We start from the raw sequence: 19756 nt of genomic DNA, 5'->3' as shown, positions 1-19756 counted from the left end.
GTAGCATCTATCGACGAGGGAAAGTGATTAAGCGTGAAAAAAGCACTCTTGCTGCTTACTATTCTAGTGGTCAGTACCATCACTCTATCCGTACTTGCCTTGTATACGGTCATGCAAACCAGTTACGCCGCAAAACTCGTCACTACTTTTATTAATACCCTGACGCCTTATCAACTAGAAACCACCCACGCTGAATATTCTCCACCATTCCAACTGACATTAAACGATGTTGAGCTGCAACATGACGACAAAGCGATCCAGCTCCCTAAGCTCACCTTATGGCTGAGCCAGTTTCCTTGGCAACAAGGCAAACTAAACTTCGACTCTATTTTAGTCGAAGGCGCAAGTTTAGATCTGAATGAACTTGAATCTACCCTTTTCGAGCAAGTTAAGCTCCACCAGCTAGCGTTGAAGCATGTCGATATCAGTAGTAATAAATGGTCGGCTCGTGGCGTGAATATGCAGATAGAAAACCCTATATGGCAAAGCGATCAATCTAGGCTGCCTTATGGCAATATCCAGCTATCTGTTGAACAACTTTACATGCAAGGAGAGGCTCTCGATAACGTGCTCGTCGATATGCGTTACCAAGCCGCCAACAGCACAATATTTGGCAGTTCTTTTAATTGGCGCGGAGCGAATATTTCCGGACAAGCAGAGCAGTACCCGCAAGGTTGGTCTTTAATTAACGTCACCATCGACCAACTAAAGCTGCCACTTTCGAGCCAGATAGAAACGCTTTCAACCACATTTCGTAACCTCAACCTGCCGATCTACCACATCAACAGCTTAGACATTCTTAATAGTTCATTTAACTATCGCCATTGGCGCTTTGAGCATCTTGATGCTTCGCTAGAGAATCTCGACCTAACCCAGCCAGTGTGGCAACAGCAGTCTGGTTATGCATCATTTGATGCGGAAAACATTGGCAACGGAGAATTGCAGCTCTTCTCTCCAACAGCCAAGCTCGCATTCGCTTCCAACCAGATCAGGATTGAGGAGTTTGACGCAGACTTCAAACAGGGACGAGTGCAGCTACAAGGCACAGTTTCACCACAAACTATCTCACTGTCGCAACTCAAGCTGGCAGGGATTAAGTGGTTAGAACAAACCGAGCAGCTAATACCTAATCTCAAAAAGGCCACAGCGGCAGTAAAGCATTTAGCAATTGATCAACTTGAAGTGGAAAACTCTCAGTTTATCCAAGTTGAAAAGCAGCCATATTGGCAAGTTTCAGGTTTGAATATTGAAGGCTCTGACCTGACGCTGATTGATCAAGACAAACACGGCCTGCTAGAAGGCAAGCTAGAGATAAGCGCCAATGCCGCTAGTATAGATAAGCTACTCACCACTCAGGCTCATTTGACTGCGCATGCCAGTAACAACAAACTCACCTTAGATCGCGCCTTCATTCCGCTAGAACAAGGTTACATTGAAGCTAATGGTATTTGGGACAGAAGCACATTGAGTGCGCCTTGGCAGCTGACACTTCATGCCGATGGCCTACCCTTAGAACATTATTTGCTACAACAAACACTGCCATTTTCTCTCGCCGGGCTGGCAGAGGTAGAGGTTGACGTTGAAGGTCTATCGGGTGACTACTCAATGCTATCACATAGCTTGTCTGGAAAAATAACGACCTATTTGCACCAATCCATACTAGAAGCAAAAAGTGTCGATGGCGAGCAAGAATATCGGCACCCATTAGACTTGGGAGCTATAGAAATGATTGCCGATCGAGGACGAATTTCTATCAGTAGCCCCAATAGCCAGTCACAGATTGCCGGAGAAATGGATTTGACCAAACCTCAGTTTGCGACCTTGCTGTTTAAGTCGCAACAAGAATGTTTAGAACTTTGGTCAGATATCCTCAATGGTGCCAACGTGATTAAACAAACTTGCAAGGCTGATAAACCTCAACCCACAACGAACACTCAAGAAGCAAGCAATTACACAGAGGCAGAAGAGTCACTACCAAGTACAGACTTATAATCTGGGATCAGCATATAGGTACCGATGAATTCTACCGCCGCCTGATCGCCACTCTGAATCGTGACATGAATGACAATTCGCGCTTTACGTCCTGACGCCAAACGATCCAAATCACCGCTGATACCATCTAGAGAAGTCGAGGCAACTGGGTTTTGCGTCACTGGATGACGGTAACGAATCTGGCTATCTGCCAACACAATATCACCAGTTAAACCGCGTTCTTTCATCAGCAGCCAAGTCATTCCCCAGCCTGTCAGGGTTGCTAACGTAAAGGCTGAGCCAGCAAACATTGTATTGTGTGGATTCAGGTTAGGGTTAAGCTGCGCACCACATTCAAACTGATAACCAGTGTATTGGTTTATCTTGATGCCCATCTTGTCACTGATTGGGATCTGATGCTCCCATCGCTCTTGTAGCTCAGTACACCACTCTGGTTTTCGCAGCACATTCGCCATCGGATCGAGTTGCTTAACCATCTGCTGATGCCTCACCGGGCCTCGCTCGTCTGTTAGTTCACCACGTCGTTCAAAGCCATTCTTCTCATAAAAGGAGATCGCATCCTCACGAGCATTACACACTAGGCGCTTTGCCCCCTCCTGACGCGCCAAAGACTCAAGCGCCACCAAGACAAGTGAGCCCATACCTTTACTACGACGAGAACCTTTTACCGCCATATAGCGTATTTGACCTTCACTGTCTGGCGTAATGTACAGGCGCCCGATTGCCATTGGTCTGCCACGACCATCAACAATCATACGGTGGTGACTCATTGGATCATATTCATCGCGCTCTGAACCAATCGGCATTCGCCACGGTTCGCGCAACATTTGCCAACGAAAGTGATAGTACTTATTCAGTTGGTTGTCTGTTTTTGGCGTGATCAGCTTAAACATAAAAATCCTTTTTATAGAGACGAGGTCGCCTCTCTACTAGCCTTATAATTATACTTGCAACCAGAAGGTTACGGGGCCGTCATTAACTAACGACACTTTCATATCTGCCGCAAAGCGTCCTCGCTCCGTCGGTAATACTTCTGCGCAGCGATCAGCAAAGTATTCGTACAAACGCTCGGCTTCCGCTGGGTGTGCGCCACGAGAAAATCCTGCTCGAGTGCCTTTCTTAGTATCAGCGGGTAACGTGAATTGAGAGACCACCAGCACTTTACCATCGACTTGTTTCACGTTAAGGTTCATCTTGTCCTCATCGTCACCAAACACACGGTAAGTCGTTACGCGCTCCATCAAACGTTTTGCTTTCGCTTCATCATCGTCTTTTTCTACGCCTAACAACACAAGTAGACCTTTGTCGATCTCTCCTACCACTTCACCATCTACGCGTACGGCTGCCTCACTTACTCTCTGGATCAGTGCTATCACTCTGCTTTCCTTTGACTGGCTCAATATTAGATTGGGTTGAGTTTACCATTTCTTGCTGCTCACTCCACTGCTCTCTTTCACCCAGAGCAGCCGTCACTTCAGCGCCCACTAAGACAATTAACCAACATAAGTAGACCCAAACAAACAGGATAGGAATTGCAGCTAAAGCGCCGTAAATCAACTGATAAGAAGGAAACTCGGTAATATAAGCAGCGAACCCTTTCTTACTTGCTTCAAACAGCAGTGCAGCGACAATCGCGCCAATAACCGCATGGGGGAATCGCACCTTCTTGTTTGGCACTAACAAATATAAACCGACGAAAGCGAAGAATGACAGTAAGAAGGGTAGCCAGCGCAATAACAGGTTGTAGACACCTGATATCGTCTCACTCTCAAGGATTTTCAGAGAAGTTACATAGGAAGTCGCAGCAATACTGGCGCCAACAAGTATTGGCCCAAGCGTCAGTACCATCCAGTACATTGAAAAGGAAAACACAGCACGGCGCTTTTCTGTTACGCGCCAAATATAATTGAGGTTTTTGTCGATGTTCGAGATCAGCATCAAAGCCGCAACAAACAAAAAGGCACCACCGACAGCACTCATTTTTCCTGTGTTGGCGACAAACTCCAGCAGAGCGTTCTTAACCGCATCTCCTGCGGCTGGCACAAAATGAGTAATCACAAAGTCTTGCAACGCAGTGCCAGCATTTTCAAAAATCGCAAAAGAGGATAAGACTGATAGCAGTACGGTTAGCATAGGTACAATTGACAGCAGGGTAATGTACGCCAGATAGCCTGCATTTACGTTGACTCTATCATGACCCATTCTAGTCAGCAGATAGCGCGCAAATAATACGGTTTGCTTTATCACTGGCTCAATTTTCAACTTGTAACTCCCTACTATCTCAGTCATCCTAACAGTCTAATTCTAAAGGAAAGGAAACCATCATGCCGTACTTACTGGCTATTGTATTGTCGATTTTTACCCTAACAGGGTGTCAATCAGCCTATTACTCTGCAATGGAACAAGTAGGCTACCATAAACGAGACATCATGGTGGATCGTGTTGAAGACGCTAAACAATCACAACAAGACGCGCAGCAAGAATTTACTAGTGCACTGGAAGCGCTTTCGGCACTAACCAACTTCGACGGTGGAGAACTAGAAACCGTCTACAACCAGATCAACGACAAATACCAAGACAGTGAAAAAGCCGCACAAGACGTCAGTGACCGCATTGCCGCGATTGAAGATGTGTCTGATGCGCTATTTGCCGAATGGCAAGAAGAGCTAAAGCTATACACTAGCACTAAGCTTAAGCGTTCAAGTGAGCAAAAACTTAAAGAGACTCAGCGCTCATACAATACTATGTTATCAGCGATGAAGCGCGCAGAAGACAAAATGACCCCAGTACTCAATACACTGCGCGACAATACTCTTTATCTAAAGCACAACCTTAACGCGAGCGCGATTGGCTCTCTACAGGGTGAGTTTGCAAGCTTGGAACAAGATATCCAATACGCAATACAAGATATGAATGCTGCGATTGCAGAATCGGATAAGTTTCTGCAAAAGCTAAGTCAAAAGTAAGATAAATCCATTAGCTTTTAGACTCATTTAATCACCTAATATTCCTCCAGAAAATAGTGCCCCTTAACAAGCAAAATTAACTTCACTTTTGCTTGCTACACGGTAAGAATGCAGCCAAATCAATGACTACTATTTTCTGCGAGGACTCATTCTAGTGCTTAGACAGTTCACTCTTATCTCTTTAATTACCATCGTCTCTGGCTGCACGGCAAAAGTAACTCTGGTTGATGGCGCTCACTCCGTAAGGTCAATGACCGCTCGCACAGAGCAACTCTATGCATGCGAGTTTTTGGGTAGTGGCTCGGTGTCTGACTTGCATGCAAATAATGTCACACCAACAATTCGCAACCAAGCCTATATGAAAGGGGCGACACACTATCGTATCACTGAAATCATTTCGAAGGATTATAGGGACCGTATGTCTGGTGCAAACTATGACATGTACCAATGTAGTAGCAGCTATAAATAACCAGCGAAGCCAACGGTGATCTAGTGTTTACAAGATAACTGTTTGGTTTTGCTCAGCATCTAAACCTAAAACTTGGCGAACAAAAGCAACCCTTTCAGTCAGCGTGCCCCATTGCACCTCAACCACTTGATAACCTAGCTCCGAATAGGTTTCGACAAGCACTTGGTGGATTTGCAGCGCTTCTTCAAAGCTATGTGGGCGCACCTCATCTTGAACATAAATCGAGGCTTCAGGTCGGCACGCAAACACCTGACTATGGTATCCAGCACTTTGGTCTAGGAACTCTTGCTCCACCTCGCAGCCGCCCACTTTAAGATAGCCAACAATATCAGGAATGGCTCGATCCATAAAAGCCACCTGTGATTGCTGCGCAGTGAGCTTTTGGTCACCCATAAACCTTAAGCATAAACGCGCGAATTTAGGCAAGTCGGTCCATGGCAAAATACCATCTGGCAGCTGGCTCTGCTGCTCAATCAACGCGCGAGAACCTTCAGTAAATACGGCATAGCCATATTCAGCCAAAGCCTCAAGCAAGGTTGTTTTACCAGCCCCCGGGCCGCCAGTAATTATGATAGGTTTCATTTCCATACCCTAAAAAAACAAAAGCCCCAAGTTGGCATCAACTCAGGGCTTTAAAGCTTAAACAATAACTAAGTGATATTACTTAGCGTTACGAGCTTCACGCTTACGATCACTTTCCGTTAGGAACTTCTTACGGATACGGATGCTTTCTGGCGTAACTTCTACTAGCTCGTCGTCATCGATGAATTCTAGCGCTTGCTCTAGAGTCATGATGATTGGCGGAGTCAGTACCTGTGCGTCATCAGTACCAGATGCACGTACGTTGGTTAGCTGCTTACCTTTTAGCGCGTTCACCGTTAGGTCGTTGTCACGGCTGTGAATACCGATAACCATGCCTTCGTATACTTCAACACCGTGACCAATGAACATGCGACCACGTTCTTGAAGGTTAAACAGTGCGTTAGTTAGTGCTTTGCCTGCCGCGTTCGCGATCAGTACACCGTTGATACGTTGACCAATGTTACCGCCTTTGTGAGGGCCGTAGTGATCAAACGTATGGTATAGAAGACCAGAACCAGACGTCAGTGTCATGAACTCAGTTTGGAAACCAATCAAACCACGAGATGGCATTACGAAGTCCATACGTACACGGCCTTTGCCATCTGGAGACATATCTTTCAGCTCACCTTTACGTAGGCCGATGTTCTCCATGATGCCACCTTGGTGCTCTTCCATCACGTCGATAGTTACCGTCTCAAACGGTTCCATTAGCTGACCATCTTCTTCTTTGATGATTACTTCTGGACGAGATACTGCTAGCTCGAAGCCTTCACGACGCATGTTTTCGATCAGGATAGATAGGTGAAGTTCACCACGACCTGATACACGGAATTTGTCTGGATCGTCAGTCTGTTCTACACGTAGTGCAACGTTGTGTACCAGTTCCTTCTCTAGACGCTCAAGGATGTTACGTGAAGTCACGAACTTACCTTCTTTGCCCGCGAACGGAGAAGTGTTTACTTGGAACGTCATTGTTACTGTTGGCTCATCAACAGATAGCGCAGGTAGCGCTTCAACTTGGTTCTGTGCACAGATAGTGTCAGAGATCTTCAGCTCACCAAGACCAGTGATCGCGATGATGTCACCCGCGTTCGCTTGATCTACTTCGTGACGCTCTAGACCTAGGTAACCCATTACCGTACCGACTTTACCGTTGCGAGTCTTACCGTCAGCACCAATAACTGTCACTTGTTGGTTTGGCTTAACGCTACCACGAGTTACACGAGCAACACCGATAACACCAACGTAAGAGCTGTAATCTAGCTGAGAAACTTGCATCTGTAGTGGACCTTCTAGGTCAACTTGTGGTGCAGATACTTCTTCAACGATAGTTTGGAACAATGGTTCCATGTCTTCGCCAGTTTCGCCTTCTTCTAGAGATGCCCAACCGTTTAGTGCTGAAGCGTAAACCACTTTAAAGTCTAACTGTTCGTCAGTTGCACCTAGGTTGTCGAATAGGTCGAATACTTGGTCCATAACCCAATCAGGGCGCGCGCCTGGGCGGTCAATCTTGTTGATTACAACGATTGGCTTAAGACCGTGAGCAAAGGCTTTTTGCGTTACGAAACGCGTTTGCGGCATTGGGCCATCAACCGCGTCAACGATAAGTAGCACTGAGTCTACCATCGACATGATACGTTCTACTTCACCACCGAAATCCGCGTGTCCCGGAGTATCTACGATGTTGATACGGTAATCATTCCAGTTAATAGCTGTGTTTTTAGCAAGAATGGTAATACCACGCTCTTTCTCGATGTCGTTCGAGTCCATGACTCGCTCTTCAGCTTCACCGCGAGACTCTAAAGTACCTGATTGCTGTAGTAGTTTATCAACCAGTGTAGTTTTACCGTGGTCAACGTGCGCGATGATCGCGATATTTCTTAAATTATCAATCTGTGGAGTAGCCATGGATTTTGATTCACTTATAAAAGAAGCAACCCTCTTAAATTGAACATTTAATGAGCACTGCCTATTTGATTAAAAAAACGACCGTAATGTACCAGATTCTAGCGAAAAACCCAGAAATATGTGATCTGATTCGCTCCATTTCGACGAATTTTTTATTGATGAAACGCAAGCTCACTCCGAGTAAAGGGAAATCCCCATTGACATGCGGTCGAAAACTCGGCTGAATGATTGTCGATTTTGTCTTATCTTGGTGCAATACACCCCAAGTGCACCAATTAAGTGCAAACAAAGATCATTTTGGTGCAAAGAGCTGCACCAAATTAACACCAAAACCGCTAATTTATTGAAATTAATGGATTAATTTTTTTGGCACGCTTTTGGCTTTAAGAGAAATAGCATCGATTAATACGATTGAAACGAAATTAATCAATGCTGGATTGAATAAACCAAATCGAGCTAAACCGCTTTAATAACACTGGAGGTTATCCAAGATGTCAGTAGAAAACGTTCTATCTCTGATCCAAGAAAACGAAGTTAAGTTTGTTGACCTACGCTTTACCGACACTAAAGGTAAAGAGCAGCACGTATCTATCCCTGCACACCAAGTTGACGCAGACTTCTTCGAAGAAGGTAAAATGTTTGACGGTTCATCAGTTGCTGGCTGGAAAGGCATCAACGAATCAGACATGGTAATGATGCCTGACGCATCATCTGCTGTACTTGACCCGTTCACTGAAGATGCAACGCTTAACGTTCGTTGTGACATCCTTGAGCCTGCAACAATGCAAGGCTACGACCGTGACCCTCGTTCAATCGCAAAACGCGCTGAAGACTACCTACGTGCTACTGGTATTGCTGATACAGTACTTGTTGGTCCAGAGCCAGAGTTCTTCCTATTTGATGACGTTAAGTTCGCGACTGACATGTCTGGTTCTTTCTTCAAGATTGACGATATCGAAGCAGCTTGGAACACAGGCTCAGACATCGAAGGCGGTAACAAAGGTCACCGTCCAGGCGTTAAAGGTGGTTACTTCCCAGTAGCGCCTGTGGATTCTTCTCAAGACATCCGTAGCGCAATGTGTCTAATCCTAGAAGAGATGGGCCAAGTAGTAGAAGCGCACCACCACGAAGTAGCAACTGCGGGTCAGAACGAAATCGCAACTCGCTTTAACACGCTAACGGCGAAAGCGGACGAAATCCAAGTTTACAAGTACGTGGTACACAACGTTGCTCACGCATTTGGTAAAACAGCGACATTCATGCCTAAACCACTTGTTGGTGACAACGGTTCTGGTATGCACGTTCACCAGTCTCTAGCGAAAGACGGTGTTAACCTATTCGCTGGTGACAAGTACGGCGGCCTATCCGAAATGGCGCTTTACTACATCGGTGGTGTTATCAAGCACGCTAAAGCAATCAACGCATTTGCTAACGCATCAACTAACTCGTACAAGCGTCTTGTACCGGGCTTCGAAGCACCTGTTATGCTTGCTTACTCAGCACGTAACCGTTCTGCTTCTATCCGTATCCCAGTGGTACCAAGCCCTAAAGCACGTCGTATCGAGCTACGCTTCGGCGATCCATCTGCGAACCCATACCTATGTTTCGCTGCAATGCTTATGGCTGGTCTTGACGGTATCAAGAACAAGATCCACCCAGGTGAAGCAATGGATAAAGACCTTTACGACCTACCAGCAGAAGAAGCAGCTGAAATCCCAACTGTTGCTTACTCACTAAAAGAAGCCCTAGAGTGTCTAGACGCTGACCGTGAGTTCCTAACAGCTGGCGGTGTATTCTCTGACGACTTCATCGACTCTTACATCGATCTTAAGTCTCAAGACGTAGAGAAAGTAAACATGACAACTCACCCACTAGAGTTCGAATTGTACTACTCTGTATAATCAACTTTAGTACGCGCTATCGCGTCGGGTTACATAAAACTAAGGCTCACCTCGCAGGTGAGCCTTTTTGTTTCTATGCCGTTTGATGCGCCTGATACCATGACTGTGACATCAAATCAGGAACGGTTATGCGCCCACTTCAACTCACTCTCACTGCAAGCCTTCTCTTCACTGCCATAATATCAGCTCAAACTGTTTACACCTGGGTTGATGACGATGGTACTCGTCATTTCAGTGACTTACAGCCCGAGAGCCTTGCTAGTGCAATTACCCTGCCTCAGCATGAACCAACTACTGCTCCTTTACATCAACAAGGTCAAAGCCAAGCTCCGTATCAGCACAATATTGAGCAACAGCAAGCCCCCTCTTACGCAGCTGCCATGACGACACCACTGGAAGTAAACATTACCGTGCCAGAGCCAGACTCAGCGGTAAGAAGCAATAACGGATCGCTGCAAATTAAAGCGACGCTCAACCGTAAACTTGCCCGAAATGAGCAACTACAACTTATTGTCAACGGGGTTAGTTATGGCGACCTTAACACTCAGCCCAATTGGCAGTTAGAAAACCTCGCTCGAGGTCAACACTCATTGAGCATTCAAGCATTTAGAGACGGCAAGCTTATTGCATCGTCTCAACCTATTACGGTGCATTTACTGCGAGCAACCATCAAATCGGTGAAACCAAGCCCTAATTCCTAGGACTTTCACCTGTTTTCGCTTCAGTTCTCACATTCAATGCGCCATACTTGAATTACTTAACGCACCATATTGGTGCATTGCACAATTCAAGTTCAAGGATGGGGCAAAAGCAGTGGATAGCGAACTCAACGACATTATTTTAAATCATCAAGTCACAGCAATTTTGATCATGAACGAATCGCTCTTGGTCAAATACGCCAACCCAGCCGCAGAGCAGCTTTTTTCCCAGAGCGCTAAGCGAATCGTTGACCACCCTCTTTCCCACTTAATTCAGCACGCCTCGATGGATCTCGCATTGCTCTCTCAGCCTTTGCAAAGCGGTCAAAGCATCACAGATAGTGACGTGACTTTTGTGGTTGATGGTAAGCCTTTGATGTTAGAAGTTACCGTTAGCCCTATTTCTTGGAAAAAAGAGTTAATGCTGTTAGTCGAGATGAGAAAGATTGGCCAACAGCGTCGTTTATCTCAAGAGCTCAATCAACATGCGCAGCAGCAAGCGGCCAAGCTTCTGGTGCGCGGATTAGCCCATGAAATAAAGAATCCGTTAGGAGGGCTGAGAGGTGCGGCGCAACTGCTTGAGCGAACCTTGCCAGACCCAAGCCTAGCGGAATACACCCAGATCATTATTGAGCAAGCAGACCGACTTCGCGCTTTAGTCGACAGATTGTTGGGCCCGCAAAAACCCGGTAAGAAACAACCAGAGAATCTGCACCTGATTTTGGAAAAAGTTCGCCAACTTGTCGACCTTGAAGTCAATCAAAGTGTCACGATTGAACGAGACTATGATCCAAGCTTGCCTGAAATTTTAATGGATGCGGATCAAATAGAACAAGCACTGCTTAACATTGTTAGCAATGCTGGGCACATATTAAAAAACCAATCGAATAGTCAAATCACCATTCGCACCAGAACGGTGCATCAAGCCAATATACATGGTCAGAGATGCAAATTAGCTGCCCGGATCGAGATTATCGACAATGGACCAGGTATTCCAGCCGACTTACAAGACACGCTATTTTACCCGATGGTCAGTGGCCGCGAGGGTGGGACAGGACTTGGGCTTTCGATTGCACAAAACCTGATCGACCAACATCAAGGTAAAATTGATGTAGAGAGTTGGCCAGGTAGAACAACATTTACGATTTATTTACCTATTTAAACAACATTAGTGGCATTGCTGTAAGGAAAACAATATGAGTAAAGGATATGTTTGGGTGGTCGATGACGACAGCTCCATTCGCTGGGTCATGGAGAAGACCCTATCATCTGCCAATATCAAGTGTGAAACCTTTGCTGATGCAGAGAGCGTGCTGATGGCGCTTGAGCGTGAAACACCCGATGTGCTTGTTTCCGACATACGCATGCCTGGTATTGACGGTATTGAGCTCCTTAAGCAAGTCCATGAACGCTCGCCTGAATTACCCGTCATCATTATGACTGCCCACTCCGATCTTGATGCAGCCGTGAACGCTTATCAGAAAGGGGCATTTGAATATTTGCCTAAGCCATTTGATGTTGATGAAACGCTGACTTTAGTTGAGCGCGCCATTACCCATAGCCAAGAACAAAAACAAGAACAGGCTTCTCTTGCTGATGATAACTACACACCACCAGAAATCATTGGTGAAGCACCCGCCATGCAAGAAGTGTTTCGCGCTATCGGTCGCTTATCGCGTTCGTCGATCTCAGTGCTTATCAATGGGGAATCAGGTACCGGTAAAGAACTGGTCGCTCATGCCCTTCATCGTCACAGCCCACGAGCCAGCAAACCTTTTATCGCCCTTAACATGGCCGCGATACCGAAAGACTTAATCGAGTCTGAGTTGTTTGGTCATGAAAAAGGAGCATTTACCGGCGCAAATAGCGTTCGCCAAGGTCGTTTTGAGCAAGCCAATGGCGGTACTCTGTTCTTGGATGAGATTGGCGACATGCCGCTTGATATTCAAACGCGATTGCTACGTGTTCTCGCAGATGGTCAGTTTTACCGCGTTGGCGGCCACTCGCCAATTAAAGTGGATGTAAGAATTGTCGCCGCAACCCACCAAAATCTCGAAAAGCTGGTGCATAAAGGCGATTTCCGTGAAGATTTATTTCACCGCCTCAATGTTATTCGCATCCAAATCCCTGCCTTAAGAGAGCGCAAGCAAGATATTGAAAAGCTCACGCTACATTTCCTCGCTCTCGCGGCTGAAGAGCTTGGCGTTGATGTAAAAACGCTTCATCCAAATACAGTTGAAACACTTAACCGCTTAGATTGGCCAGGCAACGTACGTCAGCTCGAGAACATCTGCCGCTGGTTAACCGTCATGGCGAGCGGTACTGAAGTTTTACCTGCCGATCTTCCTACAGAGCTGCTTGAAGAGAAAGCACACCACGATGTTTCCACTTCAGGTTCTTGGCAACAACAACTCGCGACATGGGCCAAAAGTTCTCTATCACAAGGCGATACCGAGCTACTTTCTTATGCACTTCCTGAATTTGAACGTATACTTTTGGAAGCAGCGTTGGAGCACACCAACGGACATAAGCAAGATGCAGCAAAAGTTTTAGGTTGGGGACGAAATACACTGACACGTAAGCTCAAGGAGCTCTATTAACACTGGAACAAACGTCACAACTTGATTGAAATAGAGGTGATTTAATCTGCGCAGCTAACCTCATTAGCTTGAATAATAAGGATAAATCACCTACTTTTTAATCAATACACTCGCTCGCATTTAATACAATAATAAATTCAGAGTACTGTATCAGCAGAAGAACACGGATGTCAGCGACCACTCAAATCACTCTTAGAACCGCCGTAGTACTACCTTTCGTGATGATTTTTATCTTCACCATAGGCGTGATCGTCACAGTTCAGAAGAATAGTTATGAAGAGATGGTGGTTGATATCAGTGACAAGCAACTCACAGCCCTGACCGACAACGTTAACCTCGAACTTCACAGCTTTTTAGATGAGCCCTTTCAAGCAAGCTTAGCTTTGAGCCATTCTATTGGCTTCAATCGACTCTATACTCCGGGTGATACAACAGATATTGAGCAGTATTTGCTTACCTCATTTCGCAATCTCTACAATAATTTCCCACAACTTGATGTGATTGGTTTTGGCGGAGAAAACGCCGAGTATATAGGCTTTCGCAAGGAACCGAATAAGGGTTATACCTTAATGGTGCAAGACGATCGCACTGACGGAAAGCTGGTCATTTATCGAGGTCAGGAGATCAGTGAAGATATCCGCTCAGTGTTTGAAGGCTACGATCCACGCATTCGTCCTTGGTATGCACCTGTTGCAAAAAGTTTAGTGCCGATGTGGTCATCTATATATGCCAACGCCGATGAGCGACAAGAAATTACCCTATCAGCATTAACTCCAGTCTTTTACGACCAAGTCTTTCAAGGTGTTGTCGTCACAGATATCAAAATCGACACCTTCAATACCTTTCTCAAAAATCAACAGCAAAAGACCAGCGCAGTACTCTACATCGTCGACGATAAAAACCGCGTCGTCGCCCAATCAACCAGTGGACGAATTGTCTCGTGGGGCACTCCACAAAGTAAGAAAGGTGAACGCTTACTCGCGACGGAAAGCTCCGATCCTATAGTGAAAGCTAACGCTGATTATTTCTCATCTCACAAGCTTCATCAGCAAAGCGAGACTCTAAGATACACACTCGATATTGAGGGAGAGCGCTACTTCAATCATTTTACCCCTTACACAGACGAACATGGCTTGAAGTGGTATATAGGCGTAGCCATTTCAGAAAATCACTTATTGGGCAAACTACCTGAAAGCCAAAGAAATAGCTGGATAATTGGTGTCATCGCCAGTTTCATCGGCATAGGTTTAGGTCTCGTCGCGTTCAACCGTATCGTCGCACCAATCACCTCTACAGCGGCAGCAGCCAAGCGTTTGGCGAAAGGTGATTGGGACAGTCACATGCCAAAACCTGGGAGTATTTACGAAACAACCATGCTGGTTTATGCCTTTAATGAGATGGCAAATAACCTTAAGGCTTCGTTTAGAGCGCTTCGCTCTCAGCTTCTCTACGACTCTTTAACTAAGCTTTATAGTCGAGAAGGTTTGATAGATACCTGTGACAAACTTCCTGCTCTAAATGGCACACTGATGCTGGTTGGTATCAATAAGTTTAGAGATATCAATGACAGCCTAGGTCACTATCAAGGTGATCAGCTGCTGATTACTATTTCGCGACGTCTCAAGTCAGCATTCACTAATGAGCATTATTTAGCACGAATTGGCGGTGATGAATTCGCTATTTATATACCTGAGCAACAAAATGGTGAGAGCTCGCTTCAAACCGCCAATCGAGTTCTAAAAACGTTCGCCTCTCCTTTTGTCATGGAGCAAGAAAGCGTTGTTGTCAGTGTATCAATCGGTATTGTTGAAAATGGCCCGGATGAAAACATGACTCTGTGGCTACGCAACGGCAGTATCGCGCTCAGTACAGCAAAACAAGACATGACAAGCATTAGCCATTATCGTCCTGAAATGGCAGATATTTCTCGTAACCGCACGCTAATGCAGGTCAAAATTAAAGATGCATTAGAACACAATGAATTTGTTCCTTTCTATCAACCGCTTGTGGACCTTAAGACTGGAGAAGTCGTCGGTGCAGAGGCCTTAGCACGGTGGCTCTCTCCCTCTGCTGGTTTGGTATCTCCGATGGACTTCATTCCTATCGCTGAAGAAAGTGGGCTGATTGGGGCGATTGGTGAACAGATACTGCTTCAAGCCTGTAACGACACAGTACAAGGGATGAAAGAGGGTAAATGGGACTCATCATTCCATATACACGTCAACCTGTCAGTAAATCAATTGTCTCAACCAGACTTCATTTCAACATTGCAGAAGGTCCTCGCTCAGTCGACGTTAAGCGCGAACAATCTGACCTTGGAAATTACTGAGTCTCGTATCGTTGACAACGATCCCGTCACTATTCAGAACATGCAAGCCATACGCGATCTCGGTGTTCATATTGCGATTGATGACTTTGGCACGGGTTACAGCTCGCTTGCATACTTGCATAAGCTGCCCTTTAACTGCCTTAAAATTGATCGCACTTTCGTTAATAACCTTAATCCTGAAGAGCTTGATACCTCGATTGTGGCTGCGATTGTCAATATGACGAAAGGAATGAAGGTATCGCTTATTGCAGAAGGTATTGAAACGGATGAACAGGCTAAGTTGTTATCAAAGCTCAACTGTCCACTTGGCCAAGGCTTCCTATACAGCAGACCTGTTCCTTATGAAGAATGGCCAAGCAATCTAGTTAACATAAAATAAAGCCCTTCTTTAATAAGCAACTCTCCAAGTTGTATTGATAATCATATCTTTTGACCGAGTCACGGTTTCTTGATTACCTTCCTCCTAAGATAAAAAGAACAACTTATGGTAAGCAAGGAAGCTTGAAGTGGCAAAGTATGCCTTCATAGTACTGTGTTTCATCTTTTCGGGTCACAGCTATGCATTGAAACCTCTAACTGGTGTTCAAGACGAGTGGCCGCCGTATTTTAATTCTCCGTCTCAACCTCTTGGCTATGCTCATCAGATAGTAAAAGACACGCTATGCCTTGCAGGTTATGAACTAGAAACACATTTTCTACCGTGGAAAAGGGCTTATAAGTCAACGCTAGAAGCAAAAACAGACGTCTTACTTGGAGTGTGGAAAACACCGGAAAGAGAGCAAGACTTTCTATTTAGCCATCCCTATTACATCAATCAAATTAAATTAATAAGCCCGAAGTCGGCACCTATTAAGTATCAAGACGCTCAGAGCCTAAGCGAGATCAGGCTCGGTTTAGTCTCTGGGTACGCTTATGGAGAAGCACTAAAATCCAAATCAGGGCTTAATATCCTTGCAGCGAAAGATGTCAAAGAGAACATTCTGTATTTAACTAAACAAAGAGCGGACGCCATCTTGATGGATGAGGTTGTCTTCTCTTGGAACGTAAAAACAATGGGGCTCAAGCAAAAAGACTTTTACGTATCAGATCTAGCGGTAAAGAGGGTTCCTCTACACATCGCTGTAAGTCGTGAGCACCCATTAGCTGAAGCGATTATTTCTCACTTCAATTCCGCTTTACGAAACAGTTCTGTATGCGAAATTCAGTAATATCAGAATTATAAAGCAACAACGAAAAAACCCCAGCATTTCTGCTGGGGTTTAAATAGTGGCGGAGAGATAGGGATTTGAACCCTAGATACGCTATTAACGTATGCCGGTTTTCAAGACCGGTGCTTTCAACCACTCAGCCATCTCTCCACAAATTGTCATCGTCAGATTAGTACACTGATGATGTGGTTACACGTATATACGAGTAACAGTATTTAAAGCCTGGCGATGTCCTACTCTCACATGGGGAAGCCCCACACTACCATCGGCGCTAATTCGTTTCACTTCTGAGTTCGGCATGGAATCAGGTGGGTCCAAATCGCTATGGTCGCCAAGCAAATTCTTTAATTCGGAAAGCTATTATTGTGTTCTCTACACATTCAATCTGTTCTTGCTTTGAGTCCATCAAAACCCTTTGGGTGTTGTATGGTTAAGCCTCACGGGCAATTAGTACAGGTTAGCTCAACGCCTCACAACGCTTACACACCCTGCCTATCAACGTTCTAGTCTCGAACAACCCTTTAGGACCCTCAAGGGGTCAGGGAAGACTCATCTCAGGGCTCGCTTCCCGCTTAGATGCTTTCAGCGGTTATCGATTCCGAACTTAGCTACCGGGCAATGCGTCTGGCGACACAACCCGAACACCAGAGGTTCGTCCACTCCGGTCCTCTCGTACTAGGAGCAGCCCCCTTCAATCTTCCAACGCCCACGGCAGATAGGGACCGAACTGTCTCACGACGTTCTAAACCCAGCTCGCGTACCACTTTAAATGGCGAACAGCCATACCCTTGGGACCGACTTCAGCCCCAGGATGTGATGAGCCGACATCGAGGTGCCAAACACCGCCGTCGATATGAACTCTTGGGCGGTATCAGCCTGTTATCCCCGGAGTACCTTTTATCCGTTGAGCGATGGCCCTTCCATACAGAACCACCGGATCACTATGACCTGCTTTCGCACCTGCTCGAATTGTCATTCTCGCAGTCAAGCGGGCTTATGCCATTGCACTAACCTCACGATGTCCAACCGTGATTAGCCCACCTTCGTGCTCCTCCGTTACTCTTTGGGAGGAGACCGCCCCAGTCAAACTACCCACCAGGCACTGTCCTCAACCCGGATAACGGGTCTAAGTTAGAACATCAACACTACAAGGGTGGTATTTCAAGGACGGCTCCACCGATACTGGCGTACCGGTTTCAAAGCCTCCCACCTATCCTACACATGTAGGGTCAATGTTCAGTGCCAAGCTGTAGTAAAGGTTCACGGGGTCTTTCCGTCTAGCCGCGGGTACACTGCATCTTCACAGCGATTTCAATTTCACTGAGTCTCGGGTGGAGACAGCGTGGCCATCATTACGCCATTCGTGCAGGTCGGAACTTACCCGACAAGGAATTTCGCTACCTTAGGACCGTTATAGTTACGGCCGCCGTTTACCGGGGCTTCGATCAAGAGCTTCGACTTACGTCTAACCCCATCAATTAACCTTCCGGCACCGGGCAGGCGTCACACCGTATACGTCATCTTACGATTTTGCACAGTGCTGTGTTTTTAATAAACAGTTGCAGCCACCTGGTATCTGCGACTCTCAATAGCTCCATCCGCAAGGGACTTCACCGTCAAGAGCGTACCTTCTCCCGAAGTTACGGTACCATTTTGCCTAGTTCCTTCACCCGAGTTCTCTCAAGCGCCTTGGTATTCTCTACCCGACCACCTGTGTCGGTTTGGGGTACGATTCCTTACAATCTGAAGCTTAGAGGCTTTTCCTGGAAGCATGGCATCAATGACTTCACTACCGTAGTAGCTCGACATCGTGTCTCAGCCTTAAAGAGAGCCGGATTTACCTAACTCTCAAGCCTACGCACTTGAACCTGGACAACCGTCGCCAGGCCCACCTAGCCTTCTCCGTCCCCCCATCGCAATTGTAAGAAGTACGGGAATATTAACCCGTTTCCCATCGACTACGCCTTTCGGCCTCGCCTTAGGGGTCGACTTACCCTGCCCCGATTAACGTTGGACAGGAACCCTTGGTCTTCCGGCGAGGAGGTTTTTCACCCCCTTTATCGTTACTCATGTCAGCATTCGCACTTCTGATACCTCCAGCAGACTTTACAATCCACCTTCAACGGCTTACAGAACGCTCCCCTACCCAATACAATAAATTGCATTGCCGCAGCTTCGGTTTATAGCTTAGCCCCGTTACATCTTCCGCGCAGGCCGACTCGACTAGTGAGCTATTACGCTTTCTTTAAATGATGGCTGCTTCTAAGCCAACATCCTAGCTGTCTAAGCCTTCCCACATCGTTTCCCACTTAGCTATAATTTGGGACCTTAGCTGGCGGTCTGGGTTGTTTCCCTCTCCACGACGGACGTTAGCACCCGCCGTGTGTCTCCCGGATAGTACTTACTGGTATTCGGAGTTTGCAAAGGGTTGGTAAGTCGGGATGACCCCCTAGCCTTAACAGTGCTCTACCCCCAGTAGTATTCGTCCGAGGCTCTACCTAAATAGATTTCGGGGAGAACCAGCTATCTCCAGGTTTGATTGGCCTTTCACCCCTAGCCACAAGTCATCCGCTAATTTTTCAACATTAGTCGGTTCGGTCCTCCAGTTGATGTTACTCAACCTTCAACCTGCCCATGGCTAGATCACCTGGTTTCGGGTCTATATCCAGCAACTCGACGCCCAGTTAAGACTCGATTTCTCTACGGCTCCCCTAGATGGTTAACCTTGCTACTGAATATAAGTCGCTGACCCATTATACAAAAGGTACGCAGTCACACCACGAAGGTGCTCCTACTGCTTGTACGTACACGGTTTCAGGTTCTATTTCACTCCCCTCACAGGGGTTCTTTTCGCCTTTCCCTCACGGTACTGGTTCACTATCGGTCAGTCAGTAGTATTTAGCCTTGGAGGATGGTCCCCCCATATTCAGACAGGATATCACGTGTCCCGCCCTACTCGATTTCACTGATGATGAGATGTCGGTTACGGGGCTATCACCCTGTATCGCTGAGCTTTCCAGCTCATTCACCTGTCTCATTAAAAGCTTAAGGGCTAGTCCAATTTCGCTCGCCGCTACTTTCGGAATCTCGGTTGATTTCTTTT

Annotated in this window: 14 protein-coding genes, 1 tRNA gene and 2 rRNA genes; 9 read left to right on the top strand and 8 right to left on the bottom strand. The window is 46.2% G+C overall.

What is annotated here, in order from left to right; translation table 11 throughout:
• Positions 1-33: 33 nt before the first annotated feature.
• Complete coding sequence (locus tag AC6R16_RS21000) at positions 34-1992, top strand: AsmA family protein (RefSeq protein WP_500675614.1); 1959 nt, start codon at positions 34-36, stop codon at positions 1990-1992.
• On the opposite strand, the gene AC6R16_RS20995 is transcribed toward AC6R16_RS21000, so the two are convergent.
• The 3 genes from AC6R16_RS20995 to AC6R16_RS20985 are packed head-to-tail and all read right to left on the bottom strand — an operon-like array spanning position 1950 to position 4281.
• Positions 1950-2885 carry a bifunctional GNAT family N-acetyltransferase/hotdog fold thioesterase gene (locus AC6R16_RS20995; protein WP_500675613.1) on the bottom strand — a complete coding sequence of 312 codons (936 nt, stop codon included), beginning with the start codon at positions 2883-2885 and terminating at the stop codon, positions 1950-1952. The genes AC6R16_RS21000 and AC6R16_RS20995 overlap by 43 nt on opposite strands.
• Before the next feature lie 48 nt (positions 2886-2933).
• Entirely contained in the window at positions 2934-3368 is a 435-nt protein-coding gene (dtd, locus tag AC6R16_RS20990) for a D-aminoacyl-tRNA deacylase (protein ID WP_239852536.1), read from the bottom strand.
• Positions 3340-4281 carry a virulence factor BrkB family protein gene (locus tag AC6R16_RS20985; RefSeq protein WP_408068350.1) on the bottom strand — a complete coding sequence of 314 codons (942 nt, stop codon included), beginning with the start codon at positions 4279-4281 and terminating at the stop codon, positions 3340-3342. The genes dtd and AC6R16_RS20985 overlap by 29 nt, the downstream gene beginning before the upstream one ends.
• A 35-nt stretch (positions 4282-4316) precedes the next feature.
• On the opposite strand from AC6R16_RS20985, the gene AC6R16_RS20980 reads away from it, so the two are divergent.
• A complete protein-coding gene (locus AC6R16_RS20980) occupies positions 4317-4958 on the top strand; it encodes a DUF2959 domain-containing protein (RefSeq protein ID WP_069667706.1) in 642 nt (213 codons plus the stop codon).
• Between the two features lie 154 nt (positions 4959-5112).
• A complete protein-coding gene (locus tag AC6R16_RS20975) occupies positions 5113-5427 on the top strand; it encodes a hypothetical protein (protein ID WP_500640549.1) in 315 nt (104 codons plus the stop codon).
• Between the two features lie 27 nt (positions 5428-5454).
• Here AC6R16_RS20975 and AC6R16_RS20970 read toward each other — a convergent pair whose 3' ends face one another.
• Together AC6R16_RS20970 and typA are read right to left on the bottom strand one after the other, a co-directional pair.
• Complete coding sequence (locus tag AC6R16_RS20970; RefSeq protein WP_500675612.1) at positions 5455-6009, bottom strand: AAA family ATPase; 555 nt, start codon at positions 6007-6009, stop codon at positions 5455-5457.
• 78 nt (positions 6010-6087) lie between these two features.
• Positions 6088-7917, bottom strand: a complete 1830-nt coding sequence (typA, locus tag AC6R16_RS20965) for a translational GTPase TypA (RefSeq protein ID WP_500640547.1) — start codon at positions 7915-7917, stop codon at positions 6088-6090.
• A gap of 491 nt (positions 7918-8408) precedes the next feature.
• Here typA and glnA point away from each other — a divergent pair, with 491 nt between their 5' ends.
• From glnA to AC6R16_RS20935, 6 genes are all read left to right on the top strand, one after another.
• Entirely contained in the window at positions 8409-9818 is a 1410-nt protein-coding gene (gene glnA / locus AC6R16_RS20960) for a glutamate--ammonia ligase (RefSeq protein ID WP_004749011.1), read from the top strand.
• Positions 9819-9946: 128 nt separating this feature from the next.
• On the top strand, positions 9947-10519 hold the full coding sequence (locus AC6R16_RS20955) for a DUF4124 domain-containing protein (protein WP_500675611.1): 573 nt from the start codon (positions 9947-9949) through the stop codon (positions 10517-10519).
• A gap of 112 nt (positions 10520-10631) precedes the next feature.
• Positions 10632-11678, top strand: a complete 1047-nt coding sequence (gene glnL, locus AC6R16_RS20950; RefSeq protein ID WP_004749009.1) for a nitrogen regulation protein NR(II) — start codon at positions 10632-10634, stop codon at positions 11676-11678.
• Between the two features lie 34 nt (positions 11679-11712).
• Positions 11713-13116: a nitrogen regulation protein NR(I) gene (gene glnG, locus AC6R16_RS20945; protein WP_500675610.1), complete on the top strand. Its 1404-nt coding sequence runs from the start codon at positions 11713-11715 to the stop codon at positions 13114-13116.
• Between the two features lie 167 nt (positions 13117-13283).
• Complete coding sequence (gepA, locus tag AC6R16_RS20940) at positions 13284-15824, top strand: phosphodiesterase GepA (RefSeq protein ID WP_500640543.1); 2541 nt, start codon at positions 13284-13286, stop codon at positions 15822-15824.
• 127 nt (positions 15825-15951) lie between these two features.
• A complete protein-coding gene (locus AC6R16_RS20935) occupies positions 15952-16653 on the top strand; it encodes a substrate-binding periplasmic protein (protein ID WP_500675609.1) in 702 nt (233 codons plus the stop codon).
• A 59-nt stretch (positions 16654-16712) separates the two neighbouring features.
• Here AC6R16_RS20935 and AC6R16_RS20930 read toward each other — a convergent pair.
• From AC6R16_RS20930 to AC6R16_RS20920, 3 genes are all read right to left on the bottom strand, one after another.
• Positions 16713-16803 (bottom strand) — tRNA-Ser (locus AC6R16_RS20930).
• Positions 16804-16873: 70 nt separating this feature from the next.
• Positions 16874-16989: ribosomal RNA gene (rrf, locus tag AC6R16_RS20925) — 5S ribosomal RNA — on the bottom strand.
• Positions 16990-17079: 90 nt separating this feature from the next.
• Positions 17080-19756 (bottom strand): 23S ribosomal RNA (locus AC6R16_RS20920); the annotation flags it as partial.

The sequence above is a fragment of the Vibrio sp. R10-SG3-ISO10 genome (genome assembly GCF_059834185.1).
This window is presented reverse-complemented; position numbering and strand designations above follow the sequence as displayed.

Bases quoted from the DNA above. Each gene is read 5' to 3' on its own strand.
- AC6R16_RS20995 (WP_500675613.1), bottom strand. From the start codon at position 2,885: ATGTTTAAGCTGATCACGCCAAAAACAGACAACCAACTGAATAAGTAC.
- AC6R16_RS20985 (WP_408068350.1), bottom strand. From the start codon at position 4,281: ATGACTGAGATAGTAGGGAGTTACAAGTTGAAAATTGAGCCAGTGATA.
- AC6R16_RS20980 (WP_069667706.1), top strand. From the start codon at position 4,317: ATGCCGTACTTACTGGCTATTGTATTGTCGATTTTTACCCTAACAGGG.
- AC6R16_RS20970 (WP_500675612.1), bottom strand. From the start codon at position 6,009: ATGAAACCTATCATAATTACTGGCGGCCCGGGGGCTGGTAAAACAACC.
- typA (WP_500640547.1), bottom strand. From the start codon at position 7,917: ATGGCTACTCCACAGATTGATAATTTAAGAAATATCGCGATCATCGCG.
- glnA (WP_004749011.1), top strand. From the start codon at position 8,409: ATGTCAGTAGAAAACGTTCTATCTCTGATCCAAGAAAACGAAGTTAAG.
- AC6R16_RS20955 (WP_500675611.1), top strand. From the start codon at position 9,947: ATGCGCCCACTTCAACTCACTCTCACTGCAAGCCTTCTCTTCACTGCC.
- glnG (WP_500675610.1), top strand. From the start codon at position 11,713: ATGAGTAAAGGATATGTTTGGGTGGTCGATGACGACAGCTCCATTCGC.
- gepA (WP_500640543.1), top strand. From the start codon at position 13,284: ATGTCAGCGACCACTCAAATCACTCTTAGAACCGCCGTAGTACTACCT.